Here is an 18,576-nt window from a genome sequence, read left to right as displayed (position 1 = left end):
ATGTCTGAAATAAAACCCCTCGATATTATTATTCCTGTTTATCGAGGTCTTGATGAGACCAAAGAGTGCATACTGTCGTTGTTACAGGAAATGCCTAATTGGGCCAAGCTGATTGTAGTCAATGATTGTTCCCCCGAGCCGGCGTTGACCCAGTGGTTGCGCGAGAATGCCAACCCCTTGGGATTTGAGCTTTATGAGAATGAGCAAAACAAAGGATTTGTTGGAACGGTAAATTTTGGGATGGCGCTCCATCTTGACCGTGATGTACTGCTTCTTAACAGCGACGTCGAGGTCGCCGATTCCAACTGGCTTGAACGGATGCGTTGCGCAGCCTACCGTCACGAGCGTGTCGCTAGCCTCACCCCATTTTCCAATAATGCCACTATCTGCAGCTTTCCTCATTTTTGTCAGGATAATGAGCTATTTGCAGGGCTTGACGTCAACGCCTTGGATCGCCTGTTCGCCACCTTGCCGCTCGAAGACGAGCTTGTCGAAGTACCGACGGGAGTAGGCTTTTGCATGTATATCCGTCGCGATTGTCTCAATGCGGTCGGGTATTTCGATGAGCAGACCTTTGGCAAGGGCTATGGTGAGGAAAATGACTGGTGCCAGCGTGCCCATAAACTCGGGTGGAAAAACTATCACCAGCTCAATGTCTTTGCATACCATAAAGGGGGCGTAAGCTTCCAAGAAGAAGGTGACCCTCGCAAGGCACGGGCACTGGAGCTGCTTAATGCCCTGCATCCTAACTATACCCGCGATGTGATGGCCTTTATTGGGCAAGATCCCGCCAAACGGACGCGGATGATGGCTAAAATTAAATTTATTGCGCAATGTGGCCTTCCCGTTGTGCTCTCGGTTGCCCATCACCTTGGGGGGGGGGTAGCCCAACATGTTGCCGAGTTGGCCACTCATCATCTGGGGAAGGCCTACTTCCTTCGTTTGACCCCAGGTCTCCATGAAGGGCACGTCAATCTCTACCTTAGTGCCTTCGAAGACGATAGGAGTGATGCCTTTGTCTTCAACATTCACACCGAATATGAACTACTTGTAACCTTCTTGCGTGAGCTTGGGGTAGGGCGCGTGCATTTTCATCATGTTATGGGGCTATCGCCGCGATCCTGGTTACTACCCAGCTCGCTCGGTGTGCCATATGATGTGACGATTCATGATTATTACATGCTCAATGGCAATCCCACCCTGACCGACAGCTATGGACAGTTTGTCAGTGATGAACACAATGAGTGGGATGAAATATGCCGCCAAGCGGCGCAGATTCCTGTCTCCGGCGAGGAGTGGCGAAACGGCGTGCTGCCTTTGCTCTCGAGGGCTGAGCGGATCATCTATCCCTGCCGTGACCTCTATCAGCGCTTTAGCCGACTCTATGGCAATGAGAGTGAGTTCTCTGGCAAAGCAGTTGTGGCATATCACCCAGACGCTCAAGATTACACTGAGCCCCAGCAAACACATGTAGCGGGTGAACCCTTACGGGTGCTGATCCTGGGAGCCCTGAGTCGTGAGAAAGGAGCGGACTTGCTCGAGCAGGTTGCCTTGTTGTGTGACCCGGCCAAGGTGGAATTCCATTTGCTGGGTTACGGTTACCGTCCCCTGCGCGGTATCGTGAACCATGGTGCCTATAGCTTGTCTCAACTCGATGAGAAGTTGGATGACATCAAACCGCACGTGGTCTGGTTCCCTGCGCTTTGGCCTGAGACCTACAGCTATACGCTCTCCATCGCTCTCGAGCGTTGCTACCCTGTTGTTTGTCCGGATCTTGGCGCCTTTATCGAACGCACACAGGGGCGAGCTCACTCTTCGCTATTGCCCTGGGATATTAAACCCCTCGATTGTGCTGCCTTCTGGCGAGCGTATGCTCAAGGCGCGGATCTGACCTCATTTGTCGCGACCGTTCAGGATGATGACTGCATCGAACTGCGTGAGCATTTCTATGCCGGTGAATATTTGCGTGTTACTCAGGTTGCGCAGTCAACCGATGCTGAAACGTTGGCAAAGATATGGTGTGAAAAGTTGTCATTTGCACCCACAGTCGTGCTGTTGTCGCGTAAAGAGCGCCTTTTACAGCTTCTGTGGAAGATAAGGAATCAACCTTTAATCGGTCGATTATCACGACTGATCCCGTTCAGAGTTCAGCGGGCGATTAAGCGATTGTTAAGTCGTCGGCCAATACATGAGATTATTAAGTAATGATTAATCGCCTCGAGTCAATGGATGTATTAAGGGGATGTGCTGCAATATTCGTACTTCTCTATCATATGGAAGAGCTTGGTGTGGCCAGTTGGCCACACTTCTTTCATTGGGGATGGATTGGTGTTGACCTGTTCTTTGTGCTAAGTGGTTTTTTTATCACTATTTGCGTACTAAAGCCGAAAGAGTGGAAACCATTTGATTTTATAAAGAGAAGGTTCATACGAATAGCCCCCCCGTATTACATATCCATGGTTTTTGTTGTTGCTATGTCTGGGTTTTATTTTGCCAGCACAGGTAATGGGCTTCTTCATGTTTTAGTTCACTTGCTTTTCTTACATACGTATATAGATGGGGCTCACGGCTCTATTAATGGAGTTTACTGGTCTCTTGGTGTTGAGTTTTCATTTTATATTTTTATGTTGTTGACGGCAAAGTGTATTCGTCGTGGTGTTAGTTCACACGTATTGATTTCTTCAATGATTGTGATATCTTGGGTTTGGCGAGCCGGGTGTTATTATTTTCTTCCCGAAGATGCCATGCAAAAATTTATATGGTCTACTCAACTCTTCGGTATGCTTGATGAGTTCGCAATTGGTTCGACCGTTGCGATAATATATTACAGGTATATTGTGAATGGCTATGTGGTGCGATGGCCTGTTGTTTATTTGAGCCTGATTATTGGCATTGGTCTTGTTGCATTGTTTGTAAACAACATTGGTGCGGATTATTGGTCAAATATAGATACTATGGTTTTTTCGAGAACTTATCTGTCTATAGGCTTTTCACTTGTAATTTTTTCATTTATTTTTCTAGAGAATAAGATCTGGTTTAGAGCATTATGTCGCTATTCTGGGCTTTCATTTTTAGGTGCCATAAGCTATAGCATTTACTTGTTCCATCTTCCTATAATAAATGCAGGGTTAAGTTCAGGAGTGAGTCGCAATCACACATTCACATTTTCAATTTTGTTTTGTGTCTTGTTAGTAAGTGTTATCTCATATCGTTTCTTCGAAAAGCCATTTATGAGGAGCAGGTAATGAGCCGAATCTTTGACTCAAATTTATATTTTTGGGCAGATGAGTAGATTAGTGTTTTGCTTTCCTCAGTATGTTGAAGACCGGTGGTAATGTTCCGTTTTGAGTTGCCGGTTAGACACCAGCATGCAGAACGGACCATAAAATAAGAGTATTCGTTGAATGACAATAATAATGCGGCGTCTTTGGGATGATAACAGCACTAGCCTGGTCATATTTTATGTACTGGTCATGATGTGCGCCATATGGAAAATGATACCAACTCTCAACGAGCGAGGTTTTTGGTCCGACGAGTTATTCACCGCTTCCGTAATTCGTTACCATCCTGTTTTTGATACTCAATATGAGCGAAAGACAGTGGTTCAGATTGAGATGGATGACAGCTTTCTGACCGTGAAGGCCGGTGAGCAACATCCGCCCATGTATGATCTTTCCCTCAAAGCGTGGGCGTCGCTCTTCGGTGATTCTGAATATTCATTACGCGGTTTTAATGTTGCTATTATTATGTTAGCGCTTTTATTTATTTTGACCGCATGTAGATCGAAGGTAAGAAACAAAGCAGAACTGTCTATTCTCGCTACCGCGCTGCTTTTGTTATGGCTGCCCGTGACTCAAAGCTATGTGACGCAAGCCAGAAGCTATATGTTTTTCATGATGCTTTCCACTCTCTGTCTCTTGGCATTTATCAAAGTGAAAACTGCGCATGGCAACGAGCGTGTTTGGCGGTATACATTTTATGCTTTAGCGACAGTATCATTTTTAACCCATTATTATATGGCGGTGTTTGTTGGTATTATTTACCTCTCCATTGCATGGGATGATATAAAAAGAAGGCGTTATTGGCTTCCGGCAATTCCAGTGCCTTTTGTTGTGCTCTGGATATATCTTTCATATCACAGTCTTCTTTTCACCGCGAATGGTGGCGTTGCGTGGTCTCAACTATCATACACTCAATCCCTGAGCTCAATGTTGACTATAGTTTATGGTTATTTTGGCTGGGGGGTTGTTGCTATTTTACTATCTACCGCCTATGTTTTTCTTAAGAAAAATCACACCGAGCAATACATTGTCATTGCTATCTTACTGTCAATCGGTGTGTTGGCTTTTGTCTGTAAAAAATCAGGGATTCTCCACCCCCGTCACTTTATCTTCATCATTCCCTGGTGCATCTATCTTTTGTTTCATGCACTGTCTAACCTGACAGAAAGAAAGACAGCTCTCATACTTGTGGCTATTCTTATCTCCTGGCTTTCACCCCCTGCAGACAGTCAGGCTAATGTATATGAGACAGATGAGTACAAAGAAGCTGCGAAGTATATATCAGATGGTCATGGTGTTTCAAAATATAAGTTGTTTGCGTCTTGGTCACCCAATGAGGCCTATTACAAATATTATCTTGATAACTACATGCATAAGAATGTTGATATTAACATGCTTTCTGTTCGTGGAGATGTAGAGAATGCTTGCCGAGAGATTCGTGATGGCCATGCGGTATTATATGCTCACGGCGCTCATCGTGAAGTTATTAATGAATTCAAAGCATGCGCCTTGAAATACCAGGAAGTGAAGTTCAATGGTATCATGGTCATCGTTAAGTCTTGATGTGGAGCTTCTGTAATGGAAAATAGTCTTGATCTGTTGGAGAACGAAGCAATCTCCATCTTCCGTGAGGTCGTTGCTTTGTTCGAGCATCCAGTGATGCTCTACTCTATTGGCAAAGATTCTTCCGTGTTACTTCATCTGGCACGTAAAGCCTTCTATCCAGGAAAAATTCCTTTCCCATTGTTACATGTGGACACCGGATGGAAATTTCGCGAGATGATTGAGTTTCGTGACCGGATGGCAGCCCAGTATGGATTCACCTTATTGGTTCACTCCAACAAGGAGGCAAAGGACAATGGAATTAATCCATTTGACCATGGCTCTTCTTACACTGACATAATGAAAACTGAAGCACTCAAGCAGGCACTTAATAAATACAAGTTCGATGCTGCATTTGGTGGTGCTCGTCGTGACGAGGAAAAAAGTCGCGCTAAAGAGCGAGTATTCTCATTTCGTGATGATCAGCATCGTTGGGATCCAAAGAATCAACGCCCGGAACTTTGGGATATCTATAATACACGTGTTCATCCGGGTGAAAGCATCCGCGTCTTTCCCTTATCGAACTGGACAGAGCAAGATATTTGGCAGTATATCTATCGCGAGAAGATTGAGATAGTTCCCCTCTATTTTGCGGCTCCCCGCCCGGTTGTGGAGCGAGGAGGAACCCTTATCATGGTGGATGACGACAGAATGCGCTTTCTTCCTGGGGAAGTGTCGCAGATAAAAACAGTGCGTTTTCGCACTCTGGGTTGCTACCCACTGACAGGTGCATTTGAGTCAAATGCAGACACGTTACCCGCTATCATTACTGAGATGCTTCAGGCGAGAACATCGGAGCGGCAAGGGCGACTCATCGATTCTGATCAGTCTGCCTCGATGGAAAAGAAGAAGATGGAGGGGTATTTCTAGAATGGCTAAAGAACTCATGATCAGTGACTTTGATGTGTATTTGGCAGCGAATGAGCAGAAATCGCAGTTACGCTTTCTGACCTGCGGTAGCGTAGACGATGGTAAAAGCAGTCTAATTGGCCGATTGTTGCACGACTCAAAGTTGATCTACGATGATCAGCTTGCGGCCCTACAACGAGATTCTCGTAAGTTCAATACCACAGATCAAGAAGTGGATCTGGCTCTGTTAGTCGATGGGCTTCAGGCCGAACGCGAGCAGGGAATTACGATTGATGTGGCCTATCGCTATTTTTCTACCGACAAGCGAAAATTTATCATCGCCGACACTCCGGGCCATGAACAATATACACGGAATATGGCTACTGGCGCCTCGCACTGTGACTTGGCCATCATACTCATTGATGCCAGGTCAGGTGTAAAGCCCCAGACACGACGTCATAGCTTTATTTGTTCGCTGCTTGGCATAAAGCATATCGTTGTTGCTATTAATAAAATGGATTTGGTGAACTATGAGCAACAATGCTTTGATAAAATTTGTCATGACTTTATGGCCTTCACCAAAGATCTCCACTTTGTCGAGCCCCAGTTTATCCCTCTCTCTGCATTACGTGGTGACAATGTGGTAGAAAGAAGCGTGGTTATGCCCTGGTATCAGGATGAAACCTTGCTGACTTTTTTGGAGAGCGTTGAGGTTAATCCGCCAGTTAATGGCGCCTTACGTTTCCCGGTGCAATATGTGAATCGCCCTGATGGAGAATTCAGAGGTTATTGTGGCACCGTCGCTCGTGGCGTTGTTCGAGTAGGGGATTTGGTGCGCGTTTGGCCATCAGGAAAAGAAAGCAAGGTCGAACGTATTGTGACTTTTGATGGAGACCTTCCTTCTGCTGAAACGGGGCAGGCCATTACCTTGACACTCAATGACGACATAGATATCAGTCGTGGTGATGTCATCGTGTCCAATGATGAAAAATGGGAGAATGTGTCTCATGTGAGTGGCATGCTCGTATGGTTACATGAGCAGCCATTACAACCCCATCAACAGTATGAGATTAGAATCGGGACTCGGGTTTTAACAGGTTCCGTGGAGTCAATTGACTACCGCGTTGATGTTAATGACTTTTCACATCATGCAGCGGCTCACCTTCGGCTTAATGAAATTGCGCACTGTAAGATAAAATTTACTCAATCTATACCTGTCGATCTTTACCAGGAGAGCCATAAAACGGGTTCATTTATCATCGTCGACAGGATATCGAACGCCACATTAGGCGCAGGTATGATCAGTGAAATCCCGTCTGCGGAATTTTGGCAAGACTCTAAATTCAGCGAGTTTGAGTTGGAGTTAAATGCGCTGATCAGGAAACACTTCCCACACTGGGATGCGAAAAATATCCGTGAGCTACTATGACATCTGAAGCATTATGGGTTTTGCTTATCTTCATCATCACCCTAGTGGCATTGGCTTATTGGCACCATAGAGCGGAAAAGATATTTGGCTGTACTTTACTCGTGCTTTATATTTCCGGTGCGATTAGTAGTGATGACTTGATCGCCAGTGCAGCAAATCAAGGTCTTGTGACGCTGGTGTTATTGCTTTGTACCGCATTCGTACTTGAGCGGACTTTTTGGCTACAGCGTATCACTAGCTGGATGTTGGCCAGAGGTTTTACCGGAAGTTGGTGGCGCGTTATGCTATCTGCTCTGATGAGTTCTGCCTTTCTTAATAATACGGCAATAGTGTCTATTTTGTTGGGACCCTTGCGAGCGTCCCAACAGCACTCGGGTCGTCGTCTTATCTTACCGATGACTTACGCGGTTTCAATGGGAGGCATGCTGACATTAGTTGGTACTTCAACCAACTTAATTGTTAATACTATGATGCTGGATGCTGGGTTAGAGGGGTTACATCTGCTGGATTTTTTCCCGGTTGGAGTGATCGCCGCTGCGTTAGGCCTGGCCTGGCTATGGATTGCACGTAATCTATTGCCGAATGATAAACTCGATAATGATGCCTTAATGCCCTATCTGTTAGAGGCAAGAGTTTCGGATAACTCCTCAATGATAGGCAAAACTGTGGAACAAGCGGGGTTACGGCATCTTCAACGGCTGTTTCTCGTTGAGATTATCAGAAGGGGCAGTTCTTTGTGCCCCGTTGCTCCTGGAGATAGATTAGAGGCCGGTGATACCTTGTTATTTTCAGGTGATCCAACAGCCGTTGGCCTTCTCTCACGTTTTTCGGGGCTTGATAACTACGCTGAGCGTCACGGTATACAGGGTGATGAGTTAACAGAAGTCCTTGTCTTACCTGACTCACAGCTATCTGGGTGTAAGCTTAAAGACACTGAATTTAGGGCGAAATTTGATGCCGCCGTTGTTGCTATGCGACGCAATGGAGAAACCCTGTCTGGCTCATTGGGTGAAAAGACGCTACAAGGTGGTGATTTTCTTGTATTAGCGACGGGTCTTGACTTCTCCAATCGGAATAATTTGGCCAAAAACTTTCTCATTATTCGTGGCGCTAAACCAACCATCGCATTCAAGCCATTAACTGAATGGCTAATGATAGGTGGTTTTGTATTGGCTATCACACTCTCTGCGTTAGGTTGGGTGTCTCTTCTCAAGGCGATGATCTGTTATTTTGGATTATTGTTATCGACGGGAGTATTAACACTTAATGAGCTGCGCCGGCGATTCCCATTTGGCCTCTGGCTGATCGTTATGGCGGCATTAGCTCTGGCGAAGGCAATGGAGGGAAGTGGTTTGATGGGCTACGTATCGAGTCATGTTAAGGTTGCACTGCAAGATGTGTCACCCTATGTTGCCCTTATAGGAGTATTGCTTGTTACTTGGTGCGTAACCGAGTTGGTCACCAACAACGCCACAGCCGCAATGATGACACCGGTTGCCCTCGCTGTTGCACAAGGGCTGGATGTTTCTCCATTGCCTTTTGTAATGGTGGTCGCTTATGCATCCAGCTGTAGTTTTATTAATCCATATGCATACCAGACAAATCTGATGGCATTTCGCGCCGGTGAATACCGACTAGGTGATTATATTAGAGTGGGTTTGCCGCTATCGATATTGTATTTGGTCGCGATAGTATGTCTTATTCCTCCCATCTTCCCATTTTAGGCAGGGTTTTCTATGAGCAATGATCTTACATGGCATCATCATAAGATAACGGCAGCTCAGCGTGCGGCACAAAAGCATCAGCGGCCTGCCGTACTGTGGTACACAGGGTTGAGCGGTTCAGGAAAATCGACGATCGCCAACTTGGTAGATGAAAAGTTGTATAAGATGGGATGTCACAGTTTTTTACTTGATGGTGATAATGTTCGCCATGGTCTCAATGGAGATCTTGGTTTCAGTGATTCTGACCGTGTAGAAAATATTCGGCGTGTTATTGAGGTTGCATTGTTGATGTCGGATGCAGGTTTACTTGTGCAAACCGCGTTTATATCTCCTTTCTCAGAGGATCGTACTTTAGCAAAAGCCCGCTTGGGCGAGCGAATGATCGAGATTTACGTCGATGCATCGCTGTCAACGTGTGAGGCTCGTGATCCAAAGGGGTTATATCGTAAGGCAAGGGATGGGGCTATTAAAAGTTTCACTGGTATAGATTCCAACTATGATATTCCTAATAACCCCGACATCATTGTCAATACTGTCAATCTGAGAGCAGATGCCTGTGCTCAAGAGATCGTCACGTTTCTGGTGAACAAGGGATGGATCGGAACAGGTCCTGCTGGTGCATAAGTAAAATGTTGACAATTTCTTTAGTTACTTATCATCCAGACTTGGAGCTGTTATCCCGAACGCTTGTCTCTTTACATAAGGCAGTCGAATGGGCCGGGATTAGCGCGAGTCTGAAACTGATAGACAATACGCAGCGGGTATCTGAGCAATTTAGCCAAGCCTGGGTCAATCAATTTTGGCATGGCTCATTCGAGTTGGTAAGGTCTGGGCATAATGCTGGCTTTGGCGCTGCCCATAATCTTTCGTTAGGTCACGATGATGACTATCATCTGATTTTGAATCCGGATATAGAACTTGCCGAGGATGCGCTGGAAAATGCTATCGTCTTCATGGAAAAACACCCTAAGTGTGGCTTGCTTACCCCCTATGCAACATGGGATGGGGGCGTTGTCCAGCGCCTGTGCAAGCGTTATCCGACTGTGTTGGATCTTATTCTGCGTGGTTTTGCACCTCGACGGATAAAAAGAATATTCCATGGTCGGTTATCCAGGTATGAAATGTCCGAACAGCTCAATGGCCAAGATGTACTGTGGGACCCTTTTATTGTCAGTGGCTGCTTTATGCTGTTTCGTTCGGATGTCTTGCATAAATTAAAGGGCTTTGACTCCCGGTTTTTTCTCTATTTTGAAGATTTTGATATCAGTCTTCGGGCAGGGAAATTAAGTAAAATTGCATATGTTCCACAGGTCAAGGTAGTGCACCATGGTGGTCATGCATCACGCAAAGGTTGGCGCCATATCTGGATGTTCGGGCGCTCCATGGTGACATTCTTCAGAATCCATGGTTGGTGTTGGTGGTAATGGCAGATATCAAAAGTACTGTCTTGGTTACAGGCGCCAACGGATTTGTTGGCAAGGCAGTCTGCGAGCACTTGCTTGGTTTGGGGGCGAAAGTGAAAGGTGCGGTGCGAAGTCGCCCGCTAGCTTCGTACCAAGTTCAGGCCCCTTCTTTGACTGCCGATGCCAGCTGGACTGCCCTATTGCAACAGGTTAATGTGGTTGTTCACTGTGCGGCAAGGGTACATGTGATGTCGGATACCGCGACAGATCCCCTAGCGGCTTTTCGAGCGGTGAATACCGAGGGTACGCTCGCTCTTGCCCAGCAAGCGGCTGGTGCAGGGGTAAAACGCTTCATCTTTATCAGCTCGATCAAAGTGAATGGTGAGCATACCGAGCCAGGCAAGCCATTTGATGAGCATGTGCAGAGTCCGCCAGAAGATCCCTATGGACGCTCGAAGTATGAGGCGGAACAGGGGCTGATGGTGCTCGCGAAAGAGTGTGATATGGCTGTTACCATTATTCGTCCTCCTCTTATTTATGGAGAAGGAGTGAAGGCTAACTTTGCCAGCATGATGACATGGGTGCGCAAAGGGCTCCCGCTCCCTTTTGCCCGTTTGAACAATGCACGCAGTTTGTTGGCGTTGCCTAATCTGTGTGACTTCATTGCCCATGCGATGGCGCATCCTGCCGCAGTAAACCAGGTCTTTCTGGTTGCTGATCCGGTTGCGGTGTCGACGTCCCAGTTGTTGGCGGCGATCGCTGCTGCTGAAGGGGTTTCATGTCGGTTGTTTTATCTCCCTCCTGGAGTGATAAGAGGGCTGGGCTGCTGTTTGGGGATTGATGCCAAGCTACAACGGATTTATGGCTCTCTGGAAATGGATACCGGTAAGGCGCAGAGCCGATTACAATGGTCGGCACCCTATTCGCTCTCTCAGACCCTATCTCTGATGGTATCTTCCCATAGTGAGTCGTCTTGATGCTGGCATTTGTTTTGTTGTTGATGTTTTGTCTTTTCCTTTCAATCACCATGACTGGGCTGCTCAGGCGCTACGCCCAGACCCGCTTGCTTGACCAACCCAATCATCGAAGTTCGCATCAAAAGCCTACCCCGAGAGGGGGAGGGATGGCTATCGTCATTACCTTCCTGTTTGGGGCTCCCCTTTTGATTGCAATCTTCCCTGATGCACTGAATTTATCTAGGTTACATTTTGTCGTGCTCTGGTTGGTGGTGCTGATGATTGCATTGGTAGGGTTTATCGATGATCACATTTCACTAAAAGCGTCCACACGTTTGTTGGTACAGTCGCTGGCAGCGGTCGGGGTTGTCTGGGCTGTAGGTGGTTTACCGGTGCTGAGCATATTTGGGATATCCGTAGAGCTTGCTTGGTTTGGCTTTCTGCTGGCTTGGGTTGGAGTGATCTGGGTTATCAACCTCTACAACTTTATGGATGGCATCGACGGCTTGGCGGCAGGTGAAGCTGTGTCTGTCTGCTTGGTGATGGCATTAATCCATTATTTTGATGGTGGTCAATGGAGTAAGACTGAGTTGATCTTGTTGCTGGGGACCGCTGCTGCCGGTTTTCTTTGCTGGAATTTCCCGCCGGCCCGGATCTTCATGGGAGATGGAGGAAGTGGCTTTCTGGGTGTGATGCTGGCCAGCTTGATGTTGCTTGATGCCCACCTCAACCAAGCTTATCTCTGGGCATGGTTGGTTATGCTGGGTGTGTTTGTCGTTGATGCAACCTGGACACTGTTCAATCGCTATAGACTCCGATGTCGATTGAGTTATGCGCACCGTACCCATGGGTATCAATATGCTACGCGGTGTTACGGTAGTCATAAAACGGTAACACTAACTGTTATTCTTATAAATTGTCTTTGGCTTGCTCCGATCTCGATCATGATTGTAGGCGGTTATGTTGATGGACTGTTTGGCTTGTGTATTGCTTACCTGCCTTTGGCTTTTCTCGCATATTACTTCAATGCAGGGGTGCCCGAATGAAGAATGGTCTCTTTCCTGGAAGTAACTGGTTGCTGACATGTCTAGGCTCTCTGTCCCGCGCTAGTAAACGAACTGTCTCCGTGATCGTTGATGTGTTGCTCATATCTGTGGCTTTCTGGGGGGCTTACTGGATTCGTCTTGAGCGAGACTTGCCAATTGATAGTGCAAAACACTGGGGGTTACTTGCCGCATTAATGCTGGTAAGCATAGCTATGTTTATCCGGCTGGGCCTGTACCGTGCAGTGCTTCGTTATGTCAGTTTCCGGGTATTATGGACAATTTTGCTGGGAGCATTCCTTTCGACCTGCTTCTTCGTTATTTCTGCGTTTTACTTCGATGTCTTCCTGCCGAGAACGGTCTCGGTTATATATCTCTCCTTTCTGGTGCTCTTGGTCGGTGGTGTACGGCTGTTTTTCCGGGCGCTGCTTAATACCACCCGTTTGGCACGTACTCAGGTGTTGATCTACGGTGCGGGCTCCTCGGGTCGACAGCTGCAGATGGCCTTGTTGCAAGGTAATGAGTTTTATCCCGTTGCCTTTGTCGATGATAATCCCGCCAAACATGGGTGCGTGATCCAGGGCTGTACAGTTTACAACAGTGCCCAATTACCAACCTTGATTGACCACCATGGTGTACAGAAGATCTTGCTGGCCATGCCGAGCAGCACCAGGGCTCGTCGTCAGGAAGTGATCAATGCACTTGAGCCCCTCTCTTGCGAAGTGCTTTCTATCCCGGGAATGGCCGATCTGGTCAATGGGTCTGCCCGCATTGATCAGCTCAATGAGGTCTCCATCGACGATCTGTTGGGAAGAGATCCGGTTGCGCCGGTGACCACATTGATGGAAGCCAATATCACAGGCAAAGCGGTTATGGTGACCGGTGCCGGTGGCTCCATTGGTTCTGAGCTCTGCCGCCAGATCTTGCGGTGCCAGCCATCCACTCTGGTACTGTTCGAACTATCTGAATACGCCCTCTATATCTTGCACAAGAATCTGAGGGAACAGTGTCAGCGTGAAGGAATCGAAACAGATCTGGTGCCGTTACTGGGGTCAGTGCAGCGCCAGCATCGTCTCAAGACGGTGATGCAGAGCTTCAAGATCCAGACTGTTTACCATACCGCGGCTTATAAACATGTTCCGCTGGTTGAATTCAACATCATTGAAGGGGTGCGCAACAACGTATTCGGCACGCTTTATGCTGCCCAAGCTGCCATTGAGGCAGGGGTGGAAACATTCGTGCTCATCTCCACCGACAAGGCGGTGCGGCCAACCAACACCATGGGGGCCAGCAAGCGCATGGCCGAGTTGATCTTGCAAGCCTTGACCCGTGAAAAGCATCAAACTCGTTTTTGTATGGTGCGTTTTGGCAATGTACTCGGCTCTTCCGGTTCAGTAGTGCCGTTATTCAGACAACAGATAGATAAAGGGGGGCCTATCACCCTGACTCACCCCGATATCATTCGTTACTTCATGACGATCCCAGAAGCTGCCCAGTTGGTGATCCAGGCGGGCGCAATGGGGGAGGGGGGTGACGTCTTTGTGCTCGATATGGGGCAACCGGTACGGATCATGGAGCTAGCCAAGCGCATGATACGCCTGAGTGGTCTAACACTGCGGGATGAACAGCTGCCCGATGGTGATATTGCCATTGAGGTGACGGGTTTGCGGCCGGGTGAAAAGCTCTACGAAGAATTACTGATTGGTGATGATGCCAGAGGAACCGAACATCCTAGGATCATGGTGGCACAAGAGAGCTGGCTGCCTTGGTCTCGATTGCGCCCTTTGTTGGCCTCGCTGGATGATGCCTGTCACCGTTTTGATCAACAGCAAGTTCGCGAGATCCTGATGCATGCTCCTGCTGCATTCGAACCGACGGATGGTATTTGTGATCTGGTGTGGCTAGCGAAGCAGCATACAATAGCGGAGAACATCGTGAAGCTACCAGTACACAATGTTCATTTTTTACTGGCGAGAAATTGAGTCACCTGTTTCTATAATGAGGCAACTTGGATGCAATTAGGCCAGGTTATGGCATTCTATCGAGAATATGCCGCAATTATTACTAATGTTACTATTCTGTTATTTGAAAAAACGGTGACCATTGGGCTGGTTTTTTTTTGCGAGGGGATAATTAGTCATTTACTCGGTGTTTCATTATATGGAAAATGGTTATATTCGCTCAATACCATCATTTTATTTTCATCAGTTACATTGATTGCTGGCTCGGAAGTTGTTGTTCCGGCATTGGTTCGGCATCCTCATTTGCGTTGGAAGATATTATCTTCAGTATTTATTTTTCGTCTACTTTTCGCTTTGGTTGCTTTGCTTGTCACATTAGTTTACGCAAATTTTATTGTCGTAGATCAAGATGTAAGATTAATGCTGATGCTATTGGCACTGGTGCTCATTTTTAATGAACCATTTTCAGTAATCGCCAACTACTATCAAGCCACCACAAATATAGGCATTGTTGTTGCGATTCGTCTTGCAATTTTATTATTAAGGGTGGTTTTGGTAAGCCTCGCTTTTTTATTTTCATCTTTTTTCATTATCTATTCAAGCAGGGCAATAGAAGCACTGTTTTTAGCTATTTCTCTGAGTTGCGTCATTTATTTTAGCGGTGGCATCTGGGACTGGAATAAAAAAGTGGCAGTAGTAATGCTAAGTCGAGGTGGGGCGCTCTGGGTACCATTAATGCTGATGCTGATTTATATGAGGATTGATCGTTTCTTCATCGAGCATTACTTAGGGTATGAACAACTAGCCATGTATGGTGTAGCTAGTCAAATGCTCGAGCAGGGCGTACTTGTACTTGGTATAGTTGTGCAGTCGATAGCGCCAATGATGTTATATGGGCGCAGAGTAAAAAAAATACATACGGTTTGTTTAGGGTTGTTACTAGTTGCATGTGCCTTGCAATTAATGGGTTGGTTATGGCTACATGAAATTGTCAATTTTATATTTGGCAAACATTATGAACCAGCTGCAGAATTAGCCATTATGATGTTACCTGCGCTTTATTTTTTCGCTGTGGATAGCGTTTTAATGCAACGCTTATACCGTGACAAAAAATATTTTTTGATAATGTGCAAGTGGTTATTTCTATTAATTATAAGCATATTCAACTATTGGCTATTACTAAAAGTATTTCGTTCCGGTGACATATACATCGTTTATATAGTTAATGCTTTTCTGATGATGGCAGCGACGATGTTTATATACTTCACTAATCAATATAAAGGTTACGTGTGTAAGGTCGTGCAATGATAACAATAATGACGCCAACTTATAACAGAGCATATGTTTTACCAAGGTTATATGACAGTTTGTGTCAGCAAACAAGGCGGGACTTTGAATGGCTCGTAATCGATGACGGTAGCACTGATGGTACCGCCAAGCTTATTTTTGATTATAGAGTTAAATCTGACTTTTCAATCAATTATTTTTATAAAGAAAATGGAGGGAAACATCGCGCTATAAATGAAGGTGTGGTTCATGCGACCGGTGATTGGATTATTATTGTAGATAGTGATGACTTATTAACTGGTGATGCTGTTGCCAAGCTATATGATGTTATGAATCATATTGGCTCGGAATTTGTTGGGATGTGTTTTAGAAGAGCAACATTATCTGGCAACATAATTGGTATCTCCGGCACAGCATGGAGCAAGTCAATGGTAATGCAGCCCATCATGGCAGGGCATATATTAAAAGGTGACTTAGCTTATGTTTTTCGCACTAATGTTATGCGTGAATGTCCTTTTCCAGAGTTCCCAAACGAAAAATTTGTGCCAGAGTTATATATATGGAATAGAATTTCAGATATAGGTAAAATAGTTTTTTATGTAGACCAAATAATATACTTGTGTGAATATCTTCCTGATGGCTACACCTCAAATTTTAAAAAAAATCTAAGAAGTAATCCATGTGGTTTTGGTTTGTTTTATCGAGACCAAGTGATCCGAGATACTCGATTGTTCGGCAAGGTCAAAGCATGTATCAGAAGTCTCCAGTGTATTCTTTACTGTTGGTTGAAGAAATAGCATGAAAATTGCGATGATAATCACAGGTCTTGGTATGGGGGGCGCTGAACGACAAGTGTGCGATTTGGCAGATCAATTTATTAGGTTGGGCCACCATATATTAATTATCTCAATGACTGGTGAAATTAGAAATCGCCCACATTCGACTGCAGCAGACATTGTTTCACTACAGATGAGGAAAACTCCATTTAGTGTTTTCAAAGCATACTGGCAGGCGATCAGGTTCCTTAATCAATATAAACCGGATGTGGTGCACAGTCATATGGTGCATGCAAATATTTTTGCTCGATTATTACGATTATTTGTGTCATTTCCGAAACTTATCTGCTCAGCGCATAGTGTTAATGAGGGGAGAGGGTGGCGGATATTGGCATACCGGCTTACCGAAATGTTGTGTGATCTTAGCACAAATGTAAGCCAAGAGGCAGTTGAGGCTTTTATTAAACAAGGTGCGGTATCTGCTGGGCGAATGAAGGTCATGTATAACGGTATTAACACGGAGCGTTTTTATTTTAACGCTATAGTCAGAAATAAATTACGCTCTCAGCTTGGGATTGATGACAATAACATATTGTTAATTTCGGTAGGCAGACTGACCGCTGCCAAGGACTATAAAAATTTGCTTGTTGCATTTGCGATGTTATCTTCGAGATTCAATAATATTAAGTTGGTCATTATAGGTGAGGGTGAGGAAAAAGAATACTTAACCACAATTGCTAGCGCACAAGGGATTGGCGAGCGAGTTCATTTCTTGGGGCTGCGCTATGATGTTGAAGATTGGATGAGTGCAGCAGATATATTTGTGTTGTCATCAGCTTGGGAGGGGTTTGGTTTAGTTGTGGCTGAGGCTATGGCTACTGAGCGGGTAGTGGTTGCCACCGATTGTGGTGGAGTGAGGGAAGTGGTTGGCTCTGCTGGATTTCTTGTCCCCTCTAAAAATAGTCAGCAGCTATTTACCGCGATTGAGCAGGCTATGACGCTCTCACCGCTTGAGAGAGAGGTGATGACCAAAGAGGCTCGGACTCGGGTTATTAACCATTATTCAATCGAGACTATCTGTCAGCGTTGGTTAAATTTGTACCAGGACTACACATGAGCAAACATCTTTGTATGGTGAGTAATACAGCGTGGTCAATGTGGAATTTTCGCCGCGGGTTATTATCTGCACTTATACAACATGGATATCGAATAACGATTGTTGCTCCACCTGATAATACAGTTTTTTCGCTCTGTGATTTGGGGTGTTCATTTATTCCATTGGCACTATCTCCTAAAGGAGTTAACCCAATTACTGAGCTAAAATTAATATTTGATTTCGTGAGGATATATAGGAGAGTTAATGCGGATTTAATTATCCATTATACGGTAAAACCAAATGTATATGGTTCTTTTGCAGCACGTCTTTGTCGCACACCTACCTTGGCTATAACCACTGGGTTAGGATATGCCTTTATGAATGATGGTTGGGTGCCTAAAGTAGTAAGGTTGCTTTATAAATTCGCGTTTAAATATCCTAAGCTAGTCATTTTCTTAAATGAAGATGATCGTCTTGAATTTGTATCAAGACAGTTGGTAGATGAAAAAAAGACTCTATTGTTGCCTAGCGAGGGCGTTGATTTGAGTTTTTTTCATCCTTCAAAAAAACTTGCTGAAGATGACTCGGTTAGTTTTTTGCTCATTGCGCGGTTGTTATGGGATAAGGGGGTTGGAGAATATGTAGCAGCCGCAAAGCAGATTCACATTAGTTATCCAAACATAAAGTTTAAATTGTTAGGCGATGTTCTGGCTGATAATCCACGAGCTATTGGATATGCACAGTTGCATGAATGGATCAATGAAGGTGTGCTGGAATATCTCGGTACTACACATGATGTTAGGCCTATAATAATGGAAAGTGATTGTATTGTGTTACCTTCTTATCGCGAAGGACTGCCAAGAACTATGATCGAAGCTGCTGCAATGGCAAAGCCTATTATTGTTACCGATGTTCCTGGATGTAGAGATGTACTGCTACATGAGAAAACCGGGTTACTCTGTCAAGTTAGAAATGTTTCATCATTGACTGATGCAATGATGACATTCATACGGATGACTAAAGCTCAAAGAACCTTGATGGGTAATGCTGGGAGGCAATTAGTCAGTGCCAGATTCGATGAAAAAAAAATTATTGGCATATATTTTGATATATTGGCTCAGCATATCGATGGTGCTCCCCCTGTGGTTGAGAACTAAAATGAGTTTTTC

General features: G+C 45.4%; 15 protein-coding genes. All 15 read left to right on the top strand.

All coding sequences use genetic code 11. The features are described 5' to 3' along the window. A complete protein-coding gene (locus ACB033_RS05350) occupies window positions 1-2,205 on the top strand; it encodes a glycosyltransferase (RefSeq protein ID WP_139725887.1) in 2,205 nt (734 codons plus the stop codon). Next, window positions 2,205-3,245 (top strand): acyltransferase, encoded by a 1,041-nt coding sequence (locus tag ACB033_RS05345; RefSeq protein WP_139432906.1) that lies wholly within the window; start codon window positions 2,205-2,207, stop codon window positions 3,243-3,245. The genes ACB033_RS05350 and ACB033_RS05345 overlap by 1 nt, the downstream gene beginning before the upstream one ends. A gap of 171 nt (window positions 3,246-3,416) precedes the next feature. Beyond that, window positions 3,417-4,844, top strand: coding sequence for a glycosyltransferase family 39 protein (locus ACB033_RS05340; protein ID WP_162519922.1), 1,428 nt, complete (start codon window positions 3,417-3,419; stop codon window positions 4,842-4,844). 15 nt (window positions 4,845-4,859) lie between these two features. Next, window positions 4,860-5,753, top strand: coding sequence for a sulfate adenylyltransferase subunit CysD (gene cysD / locus ACB033_RS05335; protein ID WP_139432910.1), 894 nt, complete (start codon window positions 4,860-4,862; stop codon window positions 5,751-5,753). Window position 5,754: 1 nt separating this feature from the next. Further along, window positions 5,755-7,161 carry a sulfate adenylyltransferase subunit CysN gene (gene cysN, locus ACB033_RS05330; protein ID WP_139432912.1) on the top strand — a complete coding sequence of 469 codons (1,407 nt, stop codon included), beginning with the start codon at window positions 5,755-5,757 and terminating at the stop codon, window positions 7,159-7,161. After that, on the top strand, window positions 7,158-8,885 hold the full coding sequence (locus tag ACB033_RS05325) for an SLC13 family permease (RefSeq protein WP_139432914.1): 1,728 nt from the start codon (window positions 7,158-7,160) through the stop codon (window positions 8,883-8,885). Before cysN ends, ACB033_RS05325 begins: the two co-directional genes overlap by 4 nt. Window positions 8,886-8,897: 12 nt before the next feature. Beyond that, complete coding sequence (gene cysC, locus ACB033_RS05320; RefSeq protein WP_139432916.1) at window positions 8,898-9,509, top strand: adenylyl-sulfate kinase; 612 nt, start codon at window positions 8,898-8,900, stop codon at window positions 9,507-9,509. A 5-nt stretch (window positions 9,510-9,514) separates the two neighbouring features. Further along, entirely contained in the window at window positions 9,515-10,309 is a 795-nt protein-coding gene (locus tag ACB033_RS05315; RefSeq protein WP_139432918.1) for a glycosyltransferase family 2 protein, read from the top strand. Beyond that, a complete protein-coding gene (locus tag ACB033_RS05310) occupies window positions 10,309-11,265 on the top strand; it encodes an NAD-dependent epimerase/dehydratase family protein (protein WP_139432920.1) in 957 nt (318 codons plus the stop codon). The genes ACB033_RS05315 and ACB033_RS05310 overlap by 1 nt, the downstream gene beginning before the upstream one ends. A gap of 146 nt (window positions 11,266-11,411) precedes the next feature. Next, complete coding sequence (locus ACB033_RS05305) at window positions 11,412-12,290, top strand: glycosyltransferase family 4 protein (RefSeq protein ID WP_240041780.1); 879 nt, start codon at window positions 11,412-11,414, stop codon at window positions 12,288-12,290. Next, on the top strand, window positions 12,287-14,269 hold the full coding sequence (locus tag ACB033_RS05300) for a nucleoside-diphosphate sugar epimerase/dehydratase (protein WP_139432924.1): 1,983 nt from the start codon (window positions 12,287-12,289) through the stop codon (window positions 14,267-14,269). The genes ACB033_RS05305 and ACB033_RS05300 overlap by 4 nt, the downstream gene beginning before the upstream one ends. A 30-nt stretch (window positions 14,270-14,299) precedes the next feature. Beyond that, complete coding sequence (locus ACB033_RS05295; protein ID WP_139432926.1) at window positions 14,300-15,556, top strand: oligosaccharide flippase family protein; 1,257 nt, start codon at window positions 14,300-14,302, stop codon at window positions 15,554-15,556. An 8-nt stretch (window positions 15,557-15,564) separates the two neighbouring features. Next, on the top strand, window positions 15,565-16,332 hold the full coding sequence (locus ACB033_RS05290) for a glycosyltransferase family A protein (RefSeq protein ID WP_236660480.1): 768 nt from the start codon (window positions 15,565-15,567) through the stop codon (window positions 16,330-16,332). 1 nt (window position 16,333) lies between these two features. Then, window positions 16,334-17,428, top strand: coding sequence for a glycosyltransferase (locus ACB033_RS05285; RefSeq protein ID WP_162852111.1), 1,095 nt, complete (start codon window positions 16,334-16,336; stop codon window positions 17,426-17,428). Continuing rightward, window positions 17,425-18,564: a glycosyltransferase family 4 protein gene (locus tag ACB033_RS05280; protein WP_139432928.1), complete on the top strand. Its 1,140-nt coding sequence runs from the start codon at window positions 17,425-17,427 to the stop codon at window positions 18,562-18,564. The genes ACB033_RS05285 and ACB033_RS05280 overlap by 4 nt, the downstream gene beginning before the upstream one ends. Window positions 18,565-18,576: the final 12 nt, after the last annotated feature.

Source organism: Aeromonas sp. S15(2024) (genome assembly GCF_041402265.1).
GTDB classification, from domain to species: domain Bacteria; phylum Pseudomonadota; class Gammaproteobacteria; order Enterobacterales; family Aeromonadaceae; genus Aeromonas; species Aeromonas dhakensis.
Note: the sequence above shows the minus strand (reverse complement) of the source record. Positions and strands in the feature narration are given on the sequence as shown.

Coding starts and splice junctions, on each gene's coding strand:
- ACB033_RS05340 (WP_162519922.1), top strand. CDS start 3,417: ATGCGGCGTCTTTGGGATGATAACAGCACTAGCCTGGTCATATTTTAT.
- cysC (WP_139432916.1), top strand. CDS start 8,898: ATGAGCAATGATCTTACATGGCATCATCATAAGATAACGGCAGCTCAG.
- ACB033_RS05305 (WP_240041780.1), top strand. CDS start 11,412: ATGGCTATCGTCATTACCTTCCTGTTTGGGGCTCCCCTTTTGATTGCA.
- ACB033_RS05280 (WP_139432928.1), top strand. CDS start 17,425: ATGAGCAAACATCTTTGTATGGTGAGTAATACAGCGTGGTCAATGTGG.
- ACB033_RS05310 (WP_139432920.1), top strand. CDS start 10,309: ATGGCAGATATCAAAAGTACTGTCTTGGTTACAGGCGCCAACGGATTT.
- ACB033_RS05315 (WP_139432918.1), top strand. CDS start 9,515: ATGTTGACAATTTCTTTAGTTACTTATCATCCAGACTTGGAGCTGTTA.
- ACB033_RS05300 (WP_139432924.1), top strand. CDS start 12,287: ATGAAGAATGGTCTCTTTCCTGGAAGTAACTGGTTGCTGACATGTCTA.
- ACB033_RS05290 (WP_236660480.1), top strand. CDS start 15,565: ATGACGCCAACTTATAACAGAGCATATGTTTTACCAAGGTTATATGAC.
- cysD (WP_139432910.1), top strand. CDS start 4,860: ATGGAAAATAGTCTTGATCTGTTGGAGAACGAAGCAATCTCCATCTTC.
- ACB033_RS05350 (WP_139725887.1), top strand. CDS start 1: ATGTCTGAAATAAAACCCCTCGATATTATTATTCCTGTTTATCGAGGT.
- ACB033_RS05295 (WP_139432926.1), top strand. CDS start 14,300: ATGCAATTAGGCCAGGTTATGGCATTCTATCGAGAATATGCCGCAATT.
- cysN (WP_139432912.1), top strand. CDS start 5,755: ATGGCTAAAGAACTCATGATCAGTGACTTTGATGTGTATTTGGCAGCG.
- ACB033_RS05345 (WP_139432906.1), top strand. CDS start 2,205: ATGATTAATCGCCTCGAGTCAATGGATGTATTAAGGGGATGTGCTGCA.
- ACB033_RS05325 (WP_139432914.1), top strand. CDS start 7,158: ATGACATCTGAAGCATTATGGGTTTTGCTTATCTTCATCATCACCCTA.
- ACB033_RS05285 (WP_162852111.1), top strand. CDS start 16,334: ATGAAAATTGCGATGATAATCACAGGTCTTGGTATGGGGGGCGCTGAA.